Below are 19,688 nucleotides of genomic sequence, written 5' to 3'. Positions count from 1 at the left end.
GTGTCTGCGCGGCGGTCACTCTCGACATCTGCCCTCAGCTGTGCGACGCCGTCTCTTCCGCCCCGATCAGGGCGCAGTGGGCGGATCGTGGGCAGGCTCGGAACGACACACGATCCTCGTGATTCAGGGCCTTGAGAAGTGGTGCCCCCAGTAGGATTCGAACCTACGCCCCTGCCTCCGGAGGGCAGTGCTCTATCCCCTGAGCTATGGGGGCCAGGAGTACCGGTCAACATTAGCACTCGGGCAGGGGCCTCCCCGACGCCGGCGCGGGGCGCACGGCGTGCCACGATGGAGCCATGCTGCGCACCGTCTCCGCCTCGCTGGGCCTGCGTCTCTCCGGGCCGACCGACCTCATCTTCCTCGTCGCTGCGGCCCCGACCGGCACCGGGTTCGAGGACTCGTTCACCGTGCTGCTCGACGGTGAGCCGGTGCCCGTCCGTGAATTCGATGCGAGGCACGGTGCTCGCATCCACCGGGTGGAGGCGAACCGGGGAGAGATGTCGGTCGAGTACCGGGCGAGGGTCGAGGGCCACGGCGCTCCCGACGAGCCGAGCGAGCTCGAGCTGGTCGAGTACCTGCGGCCGAGCCGCTACGCCGAGGCGGACGCCCTCGGCGGTATCGCCCGGCGAGAGTTCGGTCGCGCGCGCGGCTTCGAGGCGCTCCTCGCGGTCGAGGAGTGGGTGCACGGGCGCCTCTCCTACGTCTACGGGTCGACGGTCGCCACCGGAGGAGCGGCGCAGGTGATCGAGAGCGGCCAGGGCGTCTGCCGCGACTTCGCGCACACGGTGGCCGGTCTCCTCCGCGCGCTCGACATCCCGGCGCGGGTCACCGCGGTGTACGCGCCCGCGCTCCAGCCGAAGGACTTCCACGCCGTGACGGAGGCGTGGGTCGGCGGGGCCTGGCACGTGGTCGACGCGACGCGCCTGGCCCCGCGGGGCTCGATGCTGCGCATCTCGTCGGGCCGCGACACGGCCGACACCGCGTTCCTCAGCAGCTACCTCTCCGACCTGCGGCTCGAGACGATGAGCGTGGATGCGGAGTGCGACGAGCTGCCCGACGACGACCACGTGTCGCCGATGCGGCTGGGCTGACGCTCAGCCGGCCAGTGCGTCCAGCGCCGCTCGGACGAGAGGCTCTGGATCGCCCGGCTCCACGAACGACTCGCTCGACACCTCCAGCCAGTACTGGTCGACGAAGGCGTCCGCGACTCCGCGGCCACTCGCCACCTCGTAGTAGCCCTCGACCGCCGGCGGCTTGCCGTAGGTCGGGACTGCCTTGCTGGTCGTGTAGTACTCGTTCTTCAGCGCCTCGATGATCTCGGGGTCCAACTGCGCGACGGCGAGCTGGAACGTCGCCCCCGCGTCGTCCGACCAGCCGCAGACGACTCCGTCGTAGCCGGCGATCTCGGCCGAGACCGCGGTGGGGTCGACGTCGCCCGGCGAGAAGCCGGCCCAGAGCCCGGTCAGTGCCGAGGAGGGGACGAGCTGCTCGCAGGAGAGAGGGACAGGGGTGCCGGTGATCGCGGCGTCGGCGCTCGGTGACGGCTCCTGCGCCTGCGAGCACCCCGAGAGCGCGACGGCGAGCGCGACGGCGACGAGGAGGGCAGCGGGACGGCGCATGCGAGGCACCCTAGCAACCGCTCCGGCGGTGGGCCGACCGCCGGGGAGGCGCGGCGGCACCGGCCGGTAGAATCGTGCCCCGTGACTCCCGAACAGCTCGCCGCCTCCCTGCACGCCCTCGTCCTCGACGCCGTGCAGCGACGAGGAAGCGATGTCGAGGTGCCGCTCGCCGACGTCGTCCTCGAGCGCCCCAAGAACCGCGACCACGGCGACTGGGCGTCGAACATCGCGATGAAGCTCGCCAAGAAGGTGGGCGTGAACCCCCGGGAGCTCGCGTCCGAGCTGGCGGAGGGGCTCGGCGCCGTCGACGGCGTCGCCACCGTCGAGGTCGCGGGTCCCGGATTCCTCAACGTGCGTCTCGACGCCGCGGCGGCCGGAGCGCTCGCCGGGGTCATCGTCGAGGCGGGGGACTCGTACGGCACCGGATCCCTCTACTCCGGACTCCGGATGAACCTCGAGTTCGTCTCCGCCAACCCCACCGGGCCCATCCACATCGGCGGTACCCGCTGGGCGGCCGTCGGTGACAGTCTCGCCCGCGTGCTGATCGCGCAGGGCGCCGAGGTGACGCGCGAGTACTACTTCAACGACCACGGCGCGCAGATCGACCGCTTCACCCGCAGCCTGCTCGCCGCCCACGACGGTCTGCCGACCCCGGAGGACGGCTACGGCGGCGCGTACATCGCCGACATCGCCGACCGCGTCGTCGCCGCCTACCCGGGCGACCTGTCGGTCCTCCCCGAGCAGGAGCGCGCCGAGACCTTCCGCTCGATCGGCGTCGACCTGATGTTCGGCGAGATCAAGCAGAGCCTGCACGAGTTCGGGGTCGACTTCGACGTCTACTTCCACGAGAACTCGCTGCACGAGTCGCGGGCGGTCGAGCGCGCGATCGAGCGCCTCCGCGAGCTCGGCCACATCTTCGAGTCCGACGGAGCGACGTGGCTGCGCACCACGGACTTCGGCGACGACCGCGACCGGGTCATCATCAAGAGCGACGGAGAGGCCGCCTACATCGCGGGCGACCTCGCCTACTACCTCGACAAGCGCGAGCGCGGCTTCGACCGGGCGATCATCATGCTCGGCGCCGACCACCACGGCTACATCGGCCGCATGATGGCGATGTGCGCGGCGTTCGGCGACACCCCGGGCGTGAACCTCGAGATCCTGATCGGCCAGCTCGTCAACCTCCTCAAGGACGGAGAGGCCGTGAGGATGTCCAAGCGCGCCGGCACGGTCGTGACGATGGAGGACCTGGTCGAGGCCGTCGGCGTCGACGCCGCTCGGTACTCGCTGGTGCGCTCCTCCGCCGACTCGACCCTCGACATCGACCTCGATCTGCTGACCAAGCGGAGCAACGACAACCCCGTCTACTACGTGCAGTACGCGCACGCCCGCACCCGCCAGGTCGCGGTGAAGGCCGAGGCGTCGGGAGTGCCGCGCGAGCCGTTCGCGCCCGAGACGCTCGTGCACCCGAGCGAGTCGGCGCTGCTGGGAGGTCTGCAGGAGTTCCCGCGCATCGTCGCCCATGCGGCCGAGCTGCGCGAGCCGCACCGCATCGCGCGCTACCTCGAGGAGATCGCGGGTCTCTACCACCGCTGGTACGACAACTGCCGGGTCGTGCCGCAGGGCGACGACCCGATCGAGGCGGTGCACTCCACCCGCCTCCGGCTGAACGAAGCGACGGGTCAGGTCCTGCGCAACGGCCTCTCGATGCTCGGCGTGACCGCTCCGGACCGGATGTGACCACAGCAGCGGCGCCCCGACGCCGGCGCACCGGCCGCCTCCTCCTCGTGCTGGCGGTCGTCGTCGTGCTGCTCGTCGTGGCCGCGGTGGTCGGCGACTCCCTCGCTCGCCGCGCCGTCGCCGACCAAACCGCATCGGGAATCCGGGAGGCGCTCTCGCTCCCCGCAGATCACCCCGTCGATGTCGAGGTGGCCGGCTGGGCCGTGCTGCCGCAGCTGGTCTCGGGGCGGCTCGAGCGGCTCGACATCCGCAGTGACGACGTCGCCTTCGGTGATCTGAACGGTGATATCGACGTCACCCTCGAAGGTGTGCCGGCGAGCGGATCGGGTGCGCTCGACTCCGGGACCGCGACCGTCGCCCTCGACCCCGCCTCGGTCAGCGACCTCGTCGCCGCGCGGAGCGAGGTGCCGATCGACGGCGTCACCCTCGACCCACCGCTCGTGCGGGTGAACACCTCGGTCGAGGTGCTCGGACTGACCCTCGCGGCCGGCGTCGGGATCGAGCTCGGAACGGCGGACGGAGCGATCGAGCTGACGCCCTCGGAGGTGACGGTCGCGGGGGCGACACTGACCGCCTCCGACGTCGAGTCGCGCTTCGGGCCTGTCGCCGACGGCCTGCTCGGACCCCGCTCGGTCTGCATCGCCGACTCGGTGCCCCGGGGTCTCGCCCTCACCGGCGCCGTGGTGTCGGCGGAGTCGCTGGACGCGACCTTCGCGCTGGCCCCGACCTTCCTCAGCGACCCCGCTCAGCAGGAGACCGGCGTCTGCCCCTGAGACGTCGAGGGGCTCGCGCCGCCGCCCGGTAGGATCGGAGCGCTGTGCCCGCGGAATCCCGCGGCCCGCCACTCAACTCGCTGGCTTCAGGGGTCAATCCGGACTCGCTCGCCACGCAGTGACGCTCCCACACTCTCTCCTGTGAGGTCTCACCCGTGGAACACGACGACGCGCCCGCCCGCGCCCCGCGTCACCCGCTCGCCCCTGAGTGGCTGCTCGCCCCGGCCGACGCGAACACGCTCGTCCACGGCGTCTGGTCCGACGGCGCGTCGCGCGGCGTCGACGGCGCCCTGAGCGTCGCCGGCGTCCGGGCCGCCGAGCTCGCCGCGCAGTTCGGCACTCCGCTCTACGTGGTCGACGAGGGCGATGCCCGCCGCCGCGCCGTCCAGACCCGCGACGCCTTCGCCCGAGAGCTCGGCCGCATCGGCACCGGAGTCACCGTGTACTACGCGGCCAAGGCCTTCCTCTCGACCGAGGTCGCGCGCTGGATGCGCGACGAGGGCCTCAACATCGACCTCTCGAGCGGGGGCGAGCTCGCCGTCGCTCTGGCCGCCGGCATCGAGCCCGCGCGGCTGGGGCTGCACGGCAACAACAAGTCGCTCCGCGAGATCGACCGCGCGGTCGAGGTCGGGCTGGGCACGATCGTCCTCGACAGCCTGATCGAGATCGAGCGGGTCGCCGCCGCCGCCGAGCGCCTCGGCCGCGTGCAGGCGGTCCGGCTGCGCGTGAACAGCGGAGTGCACGCGCACACCCACGAGTTCCTCGCGACCGCGCACGAGGACCAGAAGTTCGGCATCACGCTCGCCGACTGCCCGGAGGCGGTCGCTCGCATCCGCTCCCACGCGAGTCTGAGCTTCCTCGGCCTGCACTGCCACATCGGCTCGCAGATCTTCGGCTCCGCCGGGTTCGCGGAGTCGGCGTCCCGGCTGCTCGAGGTGCATGCGGCGCTGCTCGACGGCGGCCCCGTCCCCGAGCTCAACCTCGGTGGCGGCTTCGGCATCGCGTACACGAGCGCCGACGACCCGACTCCGATCGACGAGATCGCGGCGGCCATCGCCGACGCGGTCGCCGAGCAGTGCGCGGATCGCGGCATCCCGGTCCCGCACATCGCGATCGAGCCCGGCCGCTCGCTGATCGGCCCGGCGGGCCTCACCCTCTACGAGGTGGGCACGATCAAGGACGTCGTCGTCGGCGGCGAGGGTGCGGTCAGGCGCTACGTCAGCGTCGACGGCGGGATGAGCGACAACGCCCGGCCCGCTCTCTACGGAGCCGACTACACGGCGCGGATCGCGAACCGCGCCTCCGACGCCGAACCCGCCCTGGTGCGGGTCGCGGGCAAGCACTGCGAGTCGGGCGACATCGTCGTGCACGACGACTACCTGCCGGCCGATGTCGAGCCCGGCGACCTGCTCGCGGTCGCGGCGACCGGCGCCTACTGCTGGTCGCTCTCGAGCAACTACAACCACCTCGGCCGCCCCCCGGTCGTCGCCGTGCGCGACGGCCGCGCCCGCGTGATCGTGCGCGGCGAGACCGAGGACGACCTCCTCCGCCGCGATGCCGGCATCGAACGAAAGGCCATCCTCCGATGATCGAGTACCGCAGCCTCCGCGTCGCCCTGCTGGGCGCCGGGTCCGTCGGTGCCCAGGTCGCACGCCTCCTGCTCGACCACGGCGACGAGCTCGCCCAGCGCGTGGGGGCGCCGCTGGAGCTCGCCGGGGTGGCCGTCCGGGACATCGACGCACCGCGCACCGCCGACATCCCCCGCGAGTACCTGACGACCGACGCCGAGGCTCTTATCCTCGGCGCCGACATCGTCGTCGAGCTGATCGGCGGCCTCGAGCCGGCGCGCAGCTACATCCTGAAGGCGATCTCGTCGGGCGCCGACGTGATCACCGCCAACAAGGCGCTGCTCGCCGCGCACGGCAACGAGCTCTTCGAGGCGGCCGACCAGGTCGGCGCGCAGCTCAACTACGAGGCGGCCGTCGCCGGAGCGATCCCGATCATCCGCCCGCTGCGGGACAGCCTCGCGGGCGACCGGGTGCACCGCATCATGGGGATCGTCAACGGCACGACCAACTACATCCTCGATCGGATGGACACCGAGCACTCGACCCTCGAGGAGGCGCTCGCCCGCGCGACCGAGCTCGGCTACGCGGAGGCGGACCCGACCGCCGACATCGAGGGCTACGACGCGGCGCAGAAGGCCGCGATCCTGGCGCGCCTCGCCTTCCACACCGACGTCCCGGTCACCCTCGTGCACCGCGAGGGCATCACCGGGATCACCAAGCAGCAGATCGACCAGGCCCGCGCGTCCGGATACGTGGTCAAGCTCCTCGCGATCTGCGAGCGGCTCGTCGACGCGAAGACGGGGGAGGAGGGCGTCTCGGCCCGTGTCTACCCCGCTCTCGTGCACCGCTCGCACCCGCTCGCGGCCGTGCACGGCGCGAACAACGCGGTCTTCGTCGAGGCCGAGGCGGCCGGCAGCCTGATGTTCTACGGAGCAGGCGCCGGCGGCGTCGAGACGGCCTCCGCCGTCCTCGGCGACGTGGTCTCGGCTGCGCGCCGGCACGTCGTCGGCGGACCGGGCCTCGTCACGAGCGCGAGCTCCGGCCTCCCCGTCCTGCCGATCGGCCACGTGACGACGCGCTACCAGGTCACCCTCGAGGTCCTCGACCGCCCGGGTGTCCTCGCGCAGATCGCCGGAGTCTTCGCCGACCACGCCGTCTCGGTCGAGACCCTCGTGCAGACACCGCCCGTCGCCGACCCGCTCGACGAGGTCGCGCCCGGTGCTGAGCGCCGCGAGCCGACCGCTACCCTGGTCATCGGCACGCACGCGGCGGCAGAGTCCGATCTGGCGGCCACCGTCACCGCCCTCCATTCCCACGGGTTCGTCGGCGCCGTGACGTCTGTTCTACGAGTTGAAGGAGCCTGAGATGGCCAAGCAGTGGCGCGGAGTCCTGCACGAGTACGCGGACCGCCTCGATGTCACCGAGGCGACCCCGGTCATCACCCTCGGCGAGGGCGGCACCCCGCTCATCCCGGCTCCGGCGCTGTCGGCCCGCACGGGCGCGAAGGTCTGGGTGAAATACGAGGGCATGAACCCCACCGGCTCCTTCAAGGACCGCGGCATGACCATGGCGATCTCGAAGGCCGTCGAGCACGGCGCGAAGGCCGTCATCTGCGCCTCGACCGGCAACACCTCGGCGTCCGCCGCGGCCTACGCGACCCACGCCGGCATCACCGCCGCCGTGCTGGTCCCCGAGGGCAAGATCGCTCTGGGCAAGCTCAGCCAGGCGATCGCCCACAACGCGCAGCTGCTGCAGGTGCAGGGCAACTTCGACGACTGCCTCGACATCGCCCGCGACCTCGCGAAGAACTACCCGGTGCACCTCGTCAACTCGGTGAACCCCGACCGCATCGCCGGCCAGAAGACCGCCGCGTTCGAGGTCGTCGAGGTCCTGGGCGACGCCCCCGACTTCCACATCGTCCCGGTCGGCAACGCGGGCAACTACACCGCGTACTTCCGCGGCTACTCGGAGGAGCTCGAGCGCGGAGCGACCACGCGCCTCCCGCGCATGTTCGGCTTCCAGGCCGAGGGCTCCGCGCCGATCGTGCACGGCGCGATCGTCCGACACCCCGAGACCATCGCCAGCGCGATCCGCATCGGCAACCCCGCCTCGTGGGAGCTCGCCCTGAACGCGCGCACCGTCAGCGACGGCTACTTCGGCGCGATCAGCGACGACAAGATCCTCGAGGCGTACCGCATCCTCGCGGGCGAGGTCGGCGTCTTCGTCGAGCCCGCCTCGGCGATCAGCGTCGCCGGCCTGCTCGAGCGCGCGGAGGCGGGAGCGATCCCGAAGGACGCCACCGTCGTGCTCACAGTCACCGGCCACGGCCTCAAGGACCCGCAGTGGGCCCTCCGCACCGCCGACGGTGCCGACATCACGCCGACCGTCGTCCCCGTCGACACCACCGCGATCGCGGGCGTGCTGGGGCTGGCCGGCGCATGACCTCGGCGGTTCCCGTCGGCCGCACCGTGCACGTCAAGGTCCCCGCGACCTCGGCGAATCTCGGCCCCGGGTTCGACACGCTCGGCCTCGCGCTCTCGTCGTACGACGAGCTCGACGTGACGGCCGTCGCCGCCTCCGGTGCCCGGGTGACCGTGCACGGAGTGGGCGAGGGGGAGGTTCCGACCGACGAGACCAACCTCGTCGTGCAGGCGATCGCGTACACCTTCGCCGATCAGCACCAGGAGATGCCCGGCATCGAGGTGATCGCGCGCAACATCATCCCTCACGGCCGCGGGATGGGCTCCTCCGGTGCCGCGATCGTCTCGGGGATCATGGCGGCCAAGGGGCTCCTCGACGGCGTCGTCTCCCTGGACGCCGACGACCTCCTCCGGATCGCCACCGAGATGGAGGGTCACCCCGACAACGTCGCGCCCGCCCTCTTCGGCGGGCTGACGATCGCGTGGGTCGAGCCGGACGCGTCCGGGGGAGTCGAGACCCCGTTGCGCCCGCGGTCGAAGCGCCTCATGGTGCATCGCGGAGTGTCACCGGTGGTGTTCGTGCCCGAGCACACGATGTCGACGAAGCTGGCGCGCTCGCTCCAGCCGCAGAGCGTGCCGCACGAGGACGCCGTCTTCAACGTCTCGCGCTCGTCGCTGCTCATCGCAGCGCTGATCCAGAGCCCGGAGCTGCTCTTCGCGGCGACCGAGGACAAGCTCCACCAGAACTACCGCGCGGCCGCGATGCCGCAGACCGCCTCGCTCATCCTCCTGCTGCGCTCGCACGGCTACGCCGCCGTCGTCTCCGGAGCAGGCCCGAGCGTGCTCGTGCTGTGCAGCGACCCTGCTCAGCGGCTCGCCGCCGCCGAGCTGGTCGAGAAGGAGGCGCCCACGCCGTGGCGCGCGCACATGCTGGCCGTCGACTTCAAGGGTGCTACAGTAGGCATCGCATCCCAGGGAACCGCGTAACGAGCGGAATCTGTCCCCGGGATCGTCCCGATAACCACGGCCATCGTTTCGTGTGAAGGGCGCCCGTCCTGCTCCTCTTGCAGATCGGCGTCCGGTCGTCCATCCTCCTCCGCTGCCTCGTCGCAGCCGGTGCATGGGCTGCCGAGAGCATCGCGTGGATCAGAACACGCGATGGAACCGCACGGATGATGAGCTCTCCCGGTGAGCAGTCGCTCCCGGAGGGAAGGAACCCTCTCCAGTGACAGATGTCAACACCCACGGCTCGGCCGTGGACACCAGCGCCGATCTCTCGGCACTCCGCGTCGCAGAACTGCAGGCGCTCGCGACAAGCCTCGGCCTCGGCGGAGCTTCCAAGCTCCGCAAGGGCGAGCTCGTCCAGGCGATCTCGGCGCTCCGCGACGGTGCGGCAGCCGAGGCGGCCGCCGTCGTCGATGCGGCGAGCGTCGAGGCCGAGCCGGCCGACGTCGTCGAGCAGACGACTCCGGCGCCCGAGGCGATCGTCGAGCCCGCGGTCGAGACCGTCGAGGCCGACACCGCCGATGTGATCGAGCAGGCCGCCCCGGTCGTCGACGAGGCGCCGTCGCCCGCCGCCGAAGCGGCGCCGCTCGAGTTCGAGTCGCCCGCGGCGACCGAGCCCGCCCCCGAGGCGGCCGAGCAGGCTGCCGTCGAGGTCACCGCGCCCGAGGTCGTCGAGCCGGCCGCTGCCGAGCCGGCCCCGGTCGAGGCGCCCGCCGAGCGCACCCCGCGCCGCCGCGCCTCGCGTCGCGCCTCCAGCGGCACGGTCGCCGCCGGCGAGCACCTCAACATCGAGGGCGGGAGCGGCGTCGAGTCGCTCATCCCCGACCTCCCCGTCATCGAGCCCGCGGCCGAGGCCGACCAGGCGCCGAAGACCGTCATCGACATCGAGCTGCCCAACGGCCCCGAGACCGGCGGCTCCTCCCGCGAGGACGGGCCCCGCGAGCGCCGCGGACGCCGTCGCAGCCGCGGCGGCAGCGTCGAGCAGAACGAGACAGCCGAGTCCACCGCCGATGACGCGGTCGACACGCAGGACGCCGACGGCGACTCCGCCGACGAGCAGGGCTCGAACGACCAGCAGGGCGACCAGCAGAACTCGGGCGACCAGCAGGGCTCGAGCCGCGGCCGCAACCGCCGCAACCGCAACCGCAACCGGGGCGACGATCGCCAGGGGGCCGACGGCGGCCAGCAGGGCCAGAACGGTCAGCCGCAGAACGCGAACGGCCAGAACAGCGCCGGACAGAACGGCAACCAGGCGCAGCGCGCGTCGGGTGGCCAGAACTCGGGTGACCAGGGCCAGGGCGGCAACCAGCCGCAGAACGGCAACCAGCCGCAGAACGGGCAGCAGCCCCAGAACGGCCAGCAGGCCGATGGCGAGGACGGTCGTCGCAGCCGCTACCGCGACCGGAAGCGTCGTGGCGGTACCGTCATGGGCGACGACTTCGAGCCCGAGATCAGCGAGGACGACGTCCTCATCCCGGTCGCCGGCATCCTCGACGTCCTCGACAACTACGCCTTCGTGCGCACCACCGGCTACCTGCCCGGGGTGAACGACGTCTACGTCTCGCTCGGCCAGGTCAAGAAGTACAACCTGCGCAAGGGCGACGCGGTCGTCGGCGCGATCCGCCAGCCCCGCGAGGGAGAGGGCAGCGGTCGCCAGAAGTACAACGCGATCGTGCGGGTCGACTCCATCAACGGCCAGACCGTCGAGGAGGCCGCCGCGCGCGTCGAGTTCCAGAAGCTCACGCCGCTGTACCCGACCGAGCGCCTCCGCCTCGAGACCGAGCCGGGCAAGCTGACCCAGCGGATCATCGACCTCGTCGCCCCGATCGGCAAGGGCCAGCGCGGCCTCATCGTCGCGCCGCCCAAGGCGGGCAAGACGATCGTGCTGCAGCAGATCGCCAACGCGATCGTGCAGAACAACCCCGAGGTCCACCTCATGGTCGTCCTGGTCGACGAGCGTCCCGAAGAGGTGACCGACATGCAGCGCACCGTGCGCGGCGAGGTCGTCGCCTCGACGTTCGACCGCCCGGCGGAGGATCACACCACCGTCGCCGAGCTGGCCATCGAGCGGGCCAAGCGCCTGGTCGAGCTGGGCCACGACGTCGTCGTGCTGCTCGACTCCATCACCCGCCTCGGCCGCGCGTACAACGTGACCGCGCCGGCCTCGGGTCGTGTGCTCTCGGGCGGCGTGGACGCCTCCGCGCTGTACCCGCCGAAGAAGTTCTTCGGCGCCGCGCGCAACATCGAGAACGGCGGCTCGCTCACCATCCTCGCCACCGCGCTCATCGAGACCGGTTCGAAGATGGACGAGGTGATCTTCGAGGAGTTCAAGGGCACCGGCAACATGGAGCTGCGCCTCTCGCGTCACCTCGCCGACAAGCGCATCTTCCCCGCGGTCGACGTCAACGCATCCGGCACCCGTCGCGAGGAGATGCTGCTCAGCCCCGACGAGGTCAAGATCACCTGGAAGCTGCGCCGCGCCCTCGCCGGACTCGACCAGCAGCAGGCGCTCGAGATCATCCTGTCGCGTCTGAAGGAGACGACCTCCAACGTCGAGTTCCTGATGCAGGTCTCGAAGTCGGCCGTCGGCCCGACGACCGCGAACCACAGCAACGGCCACCACTAGCGCCCCGACGTCCGCGACCGCCCCTTCACCAGGGGCGGTCGCGGACGTTTTGCGTTCCCCGGCGCACCCCCTGAACACCCCACGACCTGAAACCAGGACTCTTCATGTTCGAATCCGTCAGCGTCCTCTTCGCCGAGTACGAGGATCTCCAGACGCAGCTGTCCGACCCCGCGCTGCACGCGGACCCCGCGCGCTCGAGGAAGGTCAACCGCCGCTACGCCGAGCTGAGCCAGATCAAGGCCGCGCACGCGGCGTGGATCGAGGCGGGGGAGGACCTCGACGCCGCCCGCGAGCTCGCCCGGGAGGACGACGCCTTCGCCGAGGAGGTGCCGGCGCTCGAGGAGTCGCTGCGCGTCGCGCAGGAGAAGCTGCGCCGCCTCCTCATCCCGCGCGACCCCGACGACGGCCGCGACGTGATCATGGAGATCAAGGGGGGAGAGGGCGGAGCCGAGAGCGCGCTCTTCGCCGCCGACCTCCTCCGCATGTATCTGCACTACGCCGAGGCGAAGGGCTGGAAGACCGAGATCCTCGACCGCGACGAGTCCGACCTCGGCGGCTACAAGAACGTGCAGGTGGCCATCAAGAGCAATGCGACCGACCCGTCGCAGGGTGTCTGGGCGCACCTCAAGTACGAGGGCGGCGTGCACCGCGTGCAGCGGGTTCCCGTGACGGAGTCGCAGGGCCGCATCCACACGTCGACCACCGGAGTCCTCGTGTTCCCCGAGGTCGACGCGCCCGAAGAGGTCGCGATCAACCAGAACGATCTCAAGATCGACGTCTACCGCTCCTCCGGCCCCGGCGGCCAGTCGGTCAACACGACCGACTCCGCGGTGCGCATCACCCACCTCCCGACCGGGATCGTCGTGTCGATGCAGAACGAGAAGAGCCAGCTGCAGAACCGCGAGGCCGGGATGCGCGTGCTGCGCGCCCGCATCCTCGCGCGCCAGCAGGAGGAGATCGCTGCGGCCGCGTCCGACGCCCGCAAGACTCAGATCCGCACCATGGACCGCTCCGAGCGCATCCGCACCTACAACTTCCCCGAGAACCGGATCGCCGATCACCGCACGGGCTACAAGGCGTACAACCTCGACGGCGTCATGAACGGCGCCCTCGACCCCGTCGTCGAGAGCGCGATCCAGTTCGACGAAGAGGCGCGCCTCGCCGACATCGGCAGCGACGAGGCGTGATCGCCGTGACCACCGCCGTCGACGGCCGGACCCTGCTCGCCGACGCCACCGGGCGGCTCTCCGCAGCCTTCGTGCCGACCTCCGACGTCGATGCCGAGCTGCTGCTGGGCCACGTGCTCGGGCTCGGGCGGGGCGAGCTGCAGGCGCGCCTGATCACGGGACTCGTCGTCGACGAGCAGGCCGCCGCCTCCTACGACCGCTTCATCGAGCGCCGGGCGGCCCGGGAGCCGCTCCAGCACATCACCGGCGTCGCGCCGTTCCGCTCACTCGAGCTGGCGGTCGGGCCTGGAGTGTTCGTGCCGCGGCCCGAGACCGAAGGGGTCGCGCAGATCGCGATCGACGCGCTCCGAGCCGTCGTGGATCCGTCCCCGCTCGCGGTCGACCTCGGCACCGGCAGTGGAGCCATCGCTCTGTCGCTCGCGCACGAGGTGCCGCACGCCCGCGTCATCGGCGTCGAGAACGCCGTCGAGGCGTTCATCTGGGCCCGCGGGAACCGCGATCGGCTCGGGCTCGAGAACGCACGGATAGTCTTCGACGACATCGCCCGGGCGCTGCCGGAATTCGACGGGACGGTCTCGGTCGTGGTGTCCAACCCGCCGTACATCCCCTCGGCTGCTGTACCGCGCGATCCGGAGGTGCGGCTGTACGATCCGCCGTCGGCGCTCTACGGAGGCGAGGACGGCCTCGAGGTCGTGCGATCGCTCTCGGCGACGGCGCGCCGGCTCCTGCGGGCCGGGGGAGTGCTCGTGATCGAGCACGGCGAGCTGCAGGGGGCGGAGATCCGGGCGCTGCTCTCGGGCGACGGGTGGCGTGGGGCGACGACGCAGCGCGATCTGACCGGGCGGGATCGGTCGACGGTGGCGGTGCGCTGAGGGTTCAGCGCCGCGACCGACGAGTCTCGGCGAGAAGCGTTGCGACAGCCTGCCGCACCGCCGGAGCTCCGGCGGCAAGGCGCCGGATCCGCGCAATCGACCGCCCTGCGACGGTGTCGGGTGTGCCGGGCCGCATCCTCAAGAGGTCGGCGCGCTCAGGCCACAGTGCGTGACCGATGGTGACGAGGCGCTGCCAGCCCCGCTGCCGGCGGATGATGCTGGTCCACATGTAGCCGGTGCTCGCTCCAGAGGCGACCCGGTGGTTCCACGCCCTCAGTGCCGCAGCTGTCGCGGGGTCGTCCTTAGTCGGCGCCTGTGCCGAGGGCGTGGCGCCGACGGCGAGGAGGACCTCGGCGAGGGTGGATTCGGCACCGGTGCGCCGGGCCAGGTCAGCGAGGTCGATCCGCTGATCGGCATCGAGGGCGGTGTGCTCGATCATGTAGCTGAGCTCTCGAGCATGCCTGGGGTTGTCTGCACGGCTGCGGAGAGCGTGCAGCCCGAGGATGAGCATGCTCCCGGCGCGATCCGGGATGGTGCAGACCCGGTCGGCGATCTCCATCGGGATGCGGCGCTCCCACAGCTCGTCGAAGACGACGTGCTCCGAGGCGAGGAAGCCGGGGAAGAACCGGTGCGCATCGATGTCGCACGGCCAGCTCGGGTGGATGAACGTGCGGGAGTGCTCGGTGTAGCGGGCTCCGGCGAACGTGATCCTCCGCTGGCTCCACCCGCTCGCCTCGAGCCGCGAGCAGAACTCCTCGAAGGAGGCCGGGTCGACGAGGACGTCGACGTCTGCTGAGACGTGATCTTCTCGGAGTCCGAGGAAGCGCAGACCTGGTCCTTTGATGAAGAGAGCGCGATATCCGTGCTTCTCCGAGACAGCCGAGATCCAGCCGTGGAGCAGGAGGACCGCGCTTCGGATATCGAGTCCAGAGATGTCCGTCATTCGTCGACCACCCTCTTGTCCGCAGCCACGATCAGCCCCTGCGCGCGAAGGGAGAGCACGAATTCCTGCACTGACGCATCCACTTCCGACACATCTGTCGAATAGAGTGTCGCTATCCTCCCGACGAGCTCATCGATTGCGATCCCATGAGACGAGTCGCAGATCTCGTCCCAGATGAGCAGACCTGAGCCAGTGAGTTCCACGGCTTCTCGGAGCGGCTCGATCAGGGGGAGCAGGAATGCCTTGCCGGCCTTCTCGACCCGTGCGGCGGGCACTGCTTTCCATCTACAGTTCACGGGAAACGCGATCTTCCCTTCACCCCTCGAATGAGTCTGCTCGGACAGGAGAATCCGTCGACCGGCAGTTCCGCCCGACGCGCCGACGGGTGGACTTCGTGGCGATCGGCGGTGGTGCTCGCCCAAGAACCTAGCAGGATCCTGGCTAGGGGGCGGTGCCATCGGGTCGGTCGCCGGTGCAGCGCATCCGCTTTCGGAGCGGCGACGATCCCTCCATTTCTCTGCCTCCTAACGGGGGGCGAGAACTGAGTGAATATCGTTTCCCTGTAACCTCGGCGACTCCAGCGGCCGGTAGAGTTCAAAACTCCGCGGGCGATGCCGGCCGCTCGATAGATATTTACTGGGTATCGGCGCCGCCTTTCGGTGCCGGCCGCGAAGGGATCCATGAAAGCGCTCGTGACCGGAGCTGCCGGCTTCATCGGCTCGACCATCAGTCGACGACTCCTCGCGGACGGCTGGGATGTCGTCGGAATCGATGCGTTCACCGACTACTACGATGTCGCTCTCAAGCGCACCAATGCCGCAGCGAATGTCGCCGCTGGATTGGATCTGGTCGAGGCCGACCTCACCGAGATCGAACTCCCGCCTCTTCTCGATGGTGTGGATGTCGTCTTCCACCAGGCCGGTCAGCCGGGAGTGCGCGGATCGTGGAAGGACGGATTCGCTCCCTATCTCACGCGGAACATCGGCGCGACGCAGCGCCTGCTCGAGGCCCTCCGCGACCACGACCGTCTGCAGCGCTTCGTCTACGCGTCCTCCTCGTCGATCTACGGCGACGCGGAGTCGTTCCCGACCGCGGAGTCGACGACGCCCGCTCCCGTCAGCCCCTATGGCGTGACCAAGCTCGCCGCCGAGCACCTCACGAGCCTCTACGGGACCAACTTCGGGCTCCCGACCACGTCGCTGCGGTACTTCACCGTCTACGGCCCGCGTCAGCGCCCCGACATGGCGTTCACCCGCTTCGTGAAGGCGGCCGTCCTGGGCGATCGGATCGAGATCTACGGCACCGGCGAGCAGATCCGCGACTTCACCTTCGTCGATGACATCGTCGAGGCGAACGTGCTTGCGGCGACGACCGCTACCGCGCCCGGCTCGGTCTACAACGTCGCCGGTGGGACGAGCGCCTCGGTGAACGAGGTGCTGGAGTTCCTCGGTGAGGTCAACGGGTCACCGCTGAACGTCTCGTACACCGATGCCGCTCTCGGCGACGTGGTCCGGACGGGCGGTGCGACAGAGCGCATCGCGGCCGAGCTGGGATGGGCCCCGAAGGTGGATCTCAAGGACGGTCTCTCTCGCCACCTCGCCTGGGCGCGCGAGACTTTCGGGGACACCGCATGATCCTCACCGACGACGAGCTGCGCACGCTGCCTCGCGTGATCAGCAGCCGCGCCGACTACCGGGCGTTCGTGCTGGCCGACCAGATGGCCCACGGAGTATCCGCGTGGCGGTTCGACTCGCGCTGGCGCTATCCGGTCGTGCACTACCAACGCCGCCTCCGACAGGTCGAGTTCCTGCGTGCCCAGAAGGGTGCTGCTGCGCGCATCGCTCGCTTCGTCGCGCGTTTCCGCCTCCAGCAGGCGGGGCTGCGGACCGGCATCTCGATCGGGCCGGGCGTCTTCGGTCCCGGACTCTCCATCGCGCACTACGGCACGCTCGTCGTCAACTCGCGCGCGCGCGTCGGCGCCTTCTGCCGGATCCACCCCACTGTCACGATCGGCATCGCCCAGGGCGGCGTGCCCACCATCGGCGACTTCGTCTACATCGGACCCGGCGCGGTCATCTACGGCGACGTCAGCATCGGCGATCGAGCCGTCATCGGCGCGAACGCCGTCGTCAACCGCGACGTCGCGGCCGGTGTCACGGTCGCCGGCGCCCCCGCGCGAGTCGTGGCCGACCGCGACTCCGCGGCGATGATGCCGGCAGCCTTCGCCCGCGTCGAGAGCGCGAAGCGATGAAGGTCGTCATCCTCGTCCCCCGGTTCTCGGGCGGCGGGGCGGAGTTCGTGGCACGCCAGTGGGCGCTGCACCTCGCGGAGCGCGGGGACACGGTCGTGGTCGCCGCGACCAAGCTCTCCGCCGACGACGAGATCCCCGCGGAGCTGCGGCTCGCCGACATCGACGCGCGGGGTGCCGTGCGCAAGCTGCTGCAGCTGCGCGGAGTGATCCGCGCGGAGAAGCCCGACGTCGTGCTCGCGCTGATGCCGTACTGGAACCTCCTCGCCCTGTTCTCGACCCGCCTCCTGCCCGGCCGCCCCAAGGTCGTCATCAGCGGGCGCAACATGGCCGTCCACCTCCGCCGCACCTTCGGAGTCGCGTACGCGCTCAAGCAGGCGCTCGCACGGATCTCCTACCGCTGGACCGACGAGTTCATCGCGATCTCGCACCCGGTGGCCGCCGAAGCTATCGCCCTCTACAGCCTCCCGCCCGCGAAGGTCTCGGTCGTGCTCAACCCGTCGCTGAAGACCGACTCCGCCGACATCGTCCCGCGCCTGCGGAGCGAGGGCCCGATCGCCCTCGTCGCACCGGCGCGGCTGGTCGCCCAGAAGCGACCGCACCTGGTCATCGAGACCGCGGTCGCTGTCAGGGACCGACACGGACGCGATGTCGAGGCCCATTTCTACGGTGTCGGGCCGCTGACCGAGCAGGTCCGCGCTCTCGCGGCATCGCGCGGCGTCACGGCTGTCTTCCACGGCTGGGTGTCGTCCTGGTCGTCCGACCTGCCCGCGAACTCCGTCGTGCTTCTGCCCTCGCTGTCGGAGGGGTTCGGCAACGTGCTCGTCGAGGCGGCACGGGTGGGCGTGCCCAGCGTCGCGTCGTCGCAGGCGCTCGGCGTCGCCGACGCGATCGTCCCGCGCTTGACCGGCGTACTGGTCGCGGGGGAGTCGGCCGCCGACTTCGCCGAGGGTGTCCTCGAGGCCTCCGAGATGTCGCCGGCTGGCTACGAGCCGTGGCTGAGCTCCTTCACCCGCGCGTCCAGTGGTGCCGCACTCCGCAGCCGGCTGAAGGCCGTGGTGATGCAGAAGTGAGTGAGCGGGGCGCCGGCCGCACGGTCCTGAGCGCGTCGACCGGCACGCTCGTCGCTCGTGTGCTCGGCTTCCTCCGCAACATCGCCCTCGCAGCGGCGCTCGGCACGGGCCTGGTATCGGACTCCTACAACCTCGCGAACCAGGTCCCCAATCAGATCTTCCTGTTGCTCGGCGGAGGAGTGATCGCCGCGGTGTTCCTCCCTCAGCTCGCGACGCTGCGGGTGCGCTCGGAGCAGGACGCCGACCGCTACGGGACGATCCTCCTGATCTGCTCCGGTGCGTTCGGCATCGTCGTCAGCGCGCTCCTGCTCGCCTTCTCCGGCCCGCTCATCGCCGTCCTCGGCGGCGGGAGCTGGGGTGTGTCGCAGCGCGAGCTGACCTTCGCGTTCTTCCTCTGGTGCATCCCGCAGGTGGCGGCCGCCTCCGTGTTCACCGTCGCCTCGCAGCTGATGAACGCTCGCGGCAAGTTCACCTCCGTGAGCTGGCTGCCCGCTCTGTCCAGCGTCGGCATCATCGTCGGCGCACTCGTCGTGGTCGCCTCGGGCGAGGTGAGCGGAGACTCGCCGGACTCCGTTCCGCTCGTCGCGATCATCATCCTCGGCGCGGCGACTCTCGGCGGAACCGTGCTGCAGACCGTCGTCCTCTGCGTGCTGCTGCTCCGCGTCGGCTTCCGTCCGCAGTGGCGCGGGGGCGTGCGCGGCCTCGGTCTGCGTGTCGCAGTCCGGACCGGTCTCCTGGCGGTCGCCTCCGCGATCTGCTACCAGGTCTCGAATCTGCTGACAGCCGCCTGGGCCTCCCAGGCCGGTGCGACAGCGGCTGACGCGGGCCTCATCGGCTTCGGCTTCTCGGCGCTCTTCTACGCGCAGGCGATCGTGTCGGTCGTGCAGGGTGTCGCCGTCTCGAGCCTCGCCTCCGTCCTGCTCCAACGGCTGTCCAAGCACTTCGCGGCCTCGGACGACACGGCTGCCTTCCACGAGCTCGACGACGCGCTGCTTCGGCTGGCGTCGTTCGTGCTGCCGGTTGCGGGTCTTCTCGTCGCTCTGGGACCGGGGCTCAGCGAGGTGATGTTCGCCCGCGGTGAGACCTCCAGCGATTCGGCGCGGGTGATCGGCGTGGTCCTGGCGATCCTCGCCGCAGGTCTTCTTCCCTACACCTGGCACGCGTTGCTCATCCGCCCCTTCTACGCGAAGCACGACGCGATGCGACCGCTCTACAGCGCGATCATCATCAACACGATCTGGATCGCGACCGGCCTGATGGCGCTCCTGTGGCTGCCCGCCCAGTCGGTCATTCTCGGCCTCGCGGTCGGCTTCGCAGCGTCCTACTGGCTCGACCTGCCGATCAAGCTCCGCTGGCTGTCGTCCCGCATCGGCTACCGGATGAATCGCGCTGCCCGTGGCGACATCCTCCGTGCCGCCGTCGCGACGGCGTCGGTCTCGCTCGTCGTCGGCGCTCCGGGATGGGCCGTGCTCTTCCTCATCGACCCCCCGCTGATCTCCGTGCTCGCCATCGTCGCTGCGCAGACCCTCGTCTTCATCGCCGCTTATGTGCTCCTGACCCGTCGCTCGTCGATCTCCCCCGTCGAACTCGTGCGCTGGTTGAAGAAATGACACC

General features: G+C 70.6%; 17 protein-coding genes and 1 tRNA gene. 14 read left to right on the top strand and 4 right to left on the bottom strand.

What is annotated here, in order from left to right; genetic code table 11:
- Positions 1 to 139: 139 nt before the first annotated feature.
- A tRNA-Arg gene (locus ASG06_RS18115) sits at positions 140 to 214 on the bottom strand.
- Positions 215 to 296: 82 nt separating this feature from the next.
- Between ASG06_RS18115 and ASG06_RS18110 the strand changes: the two genes are divergently transcribed.
- Positions 297 to 1,091, top strand: a complete 795-nt coding sequence (locus ASG06_RS18110; RefSeq protein WP_056044959.1) for a transglutaminase-like domain-containing protein — start codon at positions 297 to 299, stop codon at positions 1,089 to 1,091.
- Positions 1,092 to 1,094: 3 nt separating this feature from the next.
- Here ASG06_RS18110 and ASG06_RS18105 read toward each other — a convergent pair whose 3' ends face one another.
- Positions 1,095 to 1,619, bottom strand: a complete 525-nt coding sequence (locus ASG06_RS18105) for a hypothetical protein (protein WP_056044957.1) — start codon at positions 1,617 to 1,619, stop codon at positions 1,095 to 1,097.
- 81 nt (positions 1,620 to 1,700) lie between these two features.
- Between ASG06_RS18105 and argS the strand changes: the two genes are divergently transcribed.
- From argS to prmC, 9 genes are all read left to right on the top strand, one after another.
- Positions 1,701 to 3,359 (top strand): arginine--tRNA ligase, encoded by a 1,659-nt coding sequence (gene argS / locus ASG06_RS18100; RefSeq protein WP_056044956.1) that lies wholly within the window; start codon positions 1,701 to 1,703, stop codon positions 3,357 to 3,359.
- The gene (locus ASG06_RS18095) at positions 3,356 to 4,132 is read left to right on the top strand and encodes an LmeA family phospholipid-binding protein (RefSeq protein ID WP_056044954.1); all 777 of its coding nucleotides are present in this window, start codon (positions 3,356 to 3,358) and stop codon (positions 4,130 to 4,132) included. The genes argS and ASG06_RS18095 overlap by 4 nt, the downstream gene beginning before the upstream one ends.
- Positions 4,133 to 4,287: 155 nt before the next feature.
- A complete protein-coding gene (gene lysA / locus ASG06_RS18090) occupies positions 4,288 to 5,721 on the top strand; it encodes a diaminopimelate decarboxylase (RefSeq protein ID WP_056044952.1) in 1,434 nt (477 codons plus the stop codon).
- On the top strand, positions 5,718 to 7,064 hold the full coding sequence (locus ASG06_RS18085; RefSeq protein WP_056044951.1) for a homoserine dehydrogenase: 1,347 nt from the start codon (positions 5,718 to 5,720) through the stop codon (positions 7,062 to 7,064). Before lysA ends, ASG06_RS18085 begins: the two co-directional genes overlap by 4 nt.
- A gap of 1 nt (position 7,065) precedes the next feature.
- Positions 7,066 to 8,142, top strand: coding sequence for a threonine synthase (gene thrC, locus ASG06_RS18080; RefSeq protein ID WP_056044949.1), 1,077 nt, complete (start codon positions 7,066 to 7,068; stop codon positions 8,140 to 8,142).
- On the top strand, positions 8,139 to 9,107 hold the full coding sequence (gene thrB / locus ASG06_RS18075; RefSeq protein WP_056044947.1) for a homoserine kinase: 969 nt from the start codon (positions 8,139 to 8,141) through the stop codon (positions 9,105 to 9,107). The genes thrC and thrB overlap by 4 nt, the downstream gene beginning before the upstream one ends.
- A gap of 238 nt (positions 9,108 to 9,345) precedes the next feature.
- On the top strand, positions 9,346 to 11,751 hold the full coding sequence (gene rho / locus ASG06_RS18070; RefSeq protein ID WP_056044943.1) for a transcription termination factor Rho: 2,406 nt from the start codon (positions 9,346 to 9,348) through the stop codon (positions 11,749 to 11,751).
- A gap of 104 nt (positions 11,752 to 11,855) precedes the next feature.
- Positions 11,856 to 12,938, top strand: a complete 1,083-nt coding sequence (gene prfA, locus ASG06_RS18065; RefSeq protein WP_056044941.1) for a peptide chain release factor 1 — start codon at positions 11,856 to 11,858, stop codon at positions 12,936 to 12,938.
- Positions 12,935 to 13,810 (top strand): peptide chain release factor N(5)-glutamine methyltransferase, encoded by an 876-nt coding sequence (gene prmC, locus ASG06_RS18060; protein WP_056044939.1) that lies wholly within the window; start codon positions 12,935 to 12,937, stop codon positions 13,808 to 13,810. The genes prfA and prmC overlap by 4 nt, the downstream gene beginning before the upstream one ends.
- Before the next feature lie 4 nt (positions 13,811 to 13,814).
- Here the strand turns inward: prmC and ASG06_RS18055 are convergent, their stop codons facing one another.
- Both ASG06_RS18055 and ASG06_RS20350 read right to left on the bottom strand, forming a co-directional pair.
- Positions 13,815 to 14,753, bottom strand: coding sequence for a nucleotidyltransferase family protein (locus ASG06_RS18055; protein WP_056044936.1), 939 nt, complete (start codon positions 14,751 to 14,753; stop codon positions 13,815 to 13,817).
- Positions 14,750 to 15,028: a PqqD family protein gene (locus tag ASG06_RS20350; protein WP_056044935.1), complete on the bottom strand. Its 279-nt coding sequence runs from the start codon at positions 15,026 to 15,028 to the stop codon at positions 14,750 to 14,752. Before ASG06_RS20350 ends, ASG06_RS18055 begins: the two co-directional genes overlap by 4 nt.
- 405 nt (positions 15,029 to 15,433) lie before the next feature.
- Here ASG06_RS20350 and ASG06_RS18045 point away from each other — a divergent pair, with 405 nt between their 5' ends.
- From ASG06_RS18045 to murJ, 4 genes are read left to right on the top strand one after another with little or no spacing between them, the layout of a single operon-like run.
- Complete coding sequence (locus ASG06_RS18045) at positions 15,434 to 16,387, top strand: NAD-dependent epimerase/dehydratase family protein (protein WP_056045491.1); 954 nt, start codon at positions 15,434 to 15,436, stop codon at positions 16,385 to 16,387.
- Positions 16,384 to 17,004: a serine O-acetyltransferase gene (locus ASG06_RS18040; protein ID WP_056044932.1), complete on the top strand. Its 621-nt coding sequence runs from the start codon at positions 16,384 to 16,386 to the stop codon at positions 17,002 to 17,004. The genes ASG06_RS18045 and ASG06_RS18040 overlap by 4 nt, the downstream gene beginning before the upstream one ends.
- The gene (locus ASG06_RS18035; protein ID WP_056044929.1) at positions 17,001 to 18,074 is read left to right on the top strand and encodes a glycosyltransferase; all 1,074 of its coding nucleotides are present in this window, start codon (positions 17,001 to 17,003) and stop codon (positions 18,072 to 18,074) included. Before ASG06_RS18040 ends, ASG06_RS18035 begins: the two co-directional genes overlap by 4 nt.
- Positions 18,071 to 19,684: a murein biosynthesis integral membrane protein MurJ gene (gene murJ / locus ASG06_RS18030; RefSeq protein ID WP_056044927.1), complete on the top strand. Its 1,614-nt coding sequence runs from the start codon at positions 18,071 to 18,073 to the stop codon at positions 19,682 to 19,684. Before ASG06_RS18035 ends, murJ begins: the two co-directional genes overlap by 4 nt.
- Positions 19,685 to 19,688: the final 4 nt, after the last annotated feature.

Origin of the sequence: Rathayibacter sp. Leaf185 (genome assembly GCF_001423885.1) — a bacterium.
In the GTDB taxonomy this organism is placed as follows: Bacteria; Actinomycetota; Actinomycetes; order Actinomycetales; family Microbacteriaceae; genus Rathayibacter.
This window is presented reverse-complemented; position numbering and strand designations above follow the sequence as displayed.

Coding starts and splice junctions, on each gene's coding strand:
- ASG06_RS18110 (WP_056044959.1), top strand. CDS start 297: ATGCTGCGCACCGTCTCCGCCTCGCTGGGCCTGCGTCTCTCCGGGCCG.
- ASG06_RS18105 (WP_056044957.1), bottom strand. CDS start 1,619: ATGCGCCGTCCCGCTGCCCTCCTCGTCGCCGTCGCGCTCGCCGTCGCG.
- ASG06_RS18085 (WP_056044951.1), top strand. CDS start 5,718: ATGATCGAGTACCGCAGCCTCCGCGTCGCCCTGCTGGGCGCCGGGTCC.
- thrC (WP_056044949.1), top strand. CDS start 7,066: ATGGCCAAGCAGTGGCGCGGAGTCCTGCACGAGTACGCGGACCGCCTC.
- thrB (WP_056044947.1), top strand. CDS start 8,139: ATGACCTCGGCGGTTCCCGTCGGCCGCACCGTGCACGTCAAGGTCCCC.
- prfA (WP_056044941.1), top strand. CDS start 11,856: ATGTTCGAATCCGTCAGCGTCCTCTTCGCCGAGTACGAGGATCTCCAG.
- ASG06_RS18055 (WP_056044936.1), bottom strand. CDS start 14,753: ATGACGGACATCTCTGGACTCGATATCCGAAGCGCGGTCCTCCTGCTC.
- ASG06_RS18045 (WP_056045491.1), top strand. CDS start 15,434: ATGAAAGCGCTCGTGACCGGAGCTGCCGGCTTCATCGGCTCGACCATC.
- ASG06_RS18040 (WP_056044932.1), top strand. CDS start 16,384: ATGATCCTCACCGACGACGAGCTGCGCACGCTGCCTCGCGTGATCAGC.
- ASG06_RS18035 (WP_056044929.1), top strand. CDS start 17,001: ATGAAGGTCGTCATCCTCGTCCCCCGGTTCTCGGGCGGCGGGGCGGAG.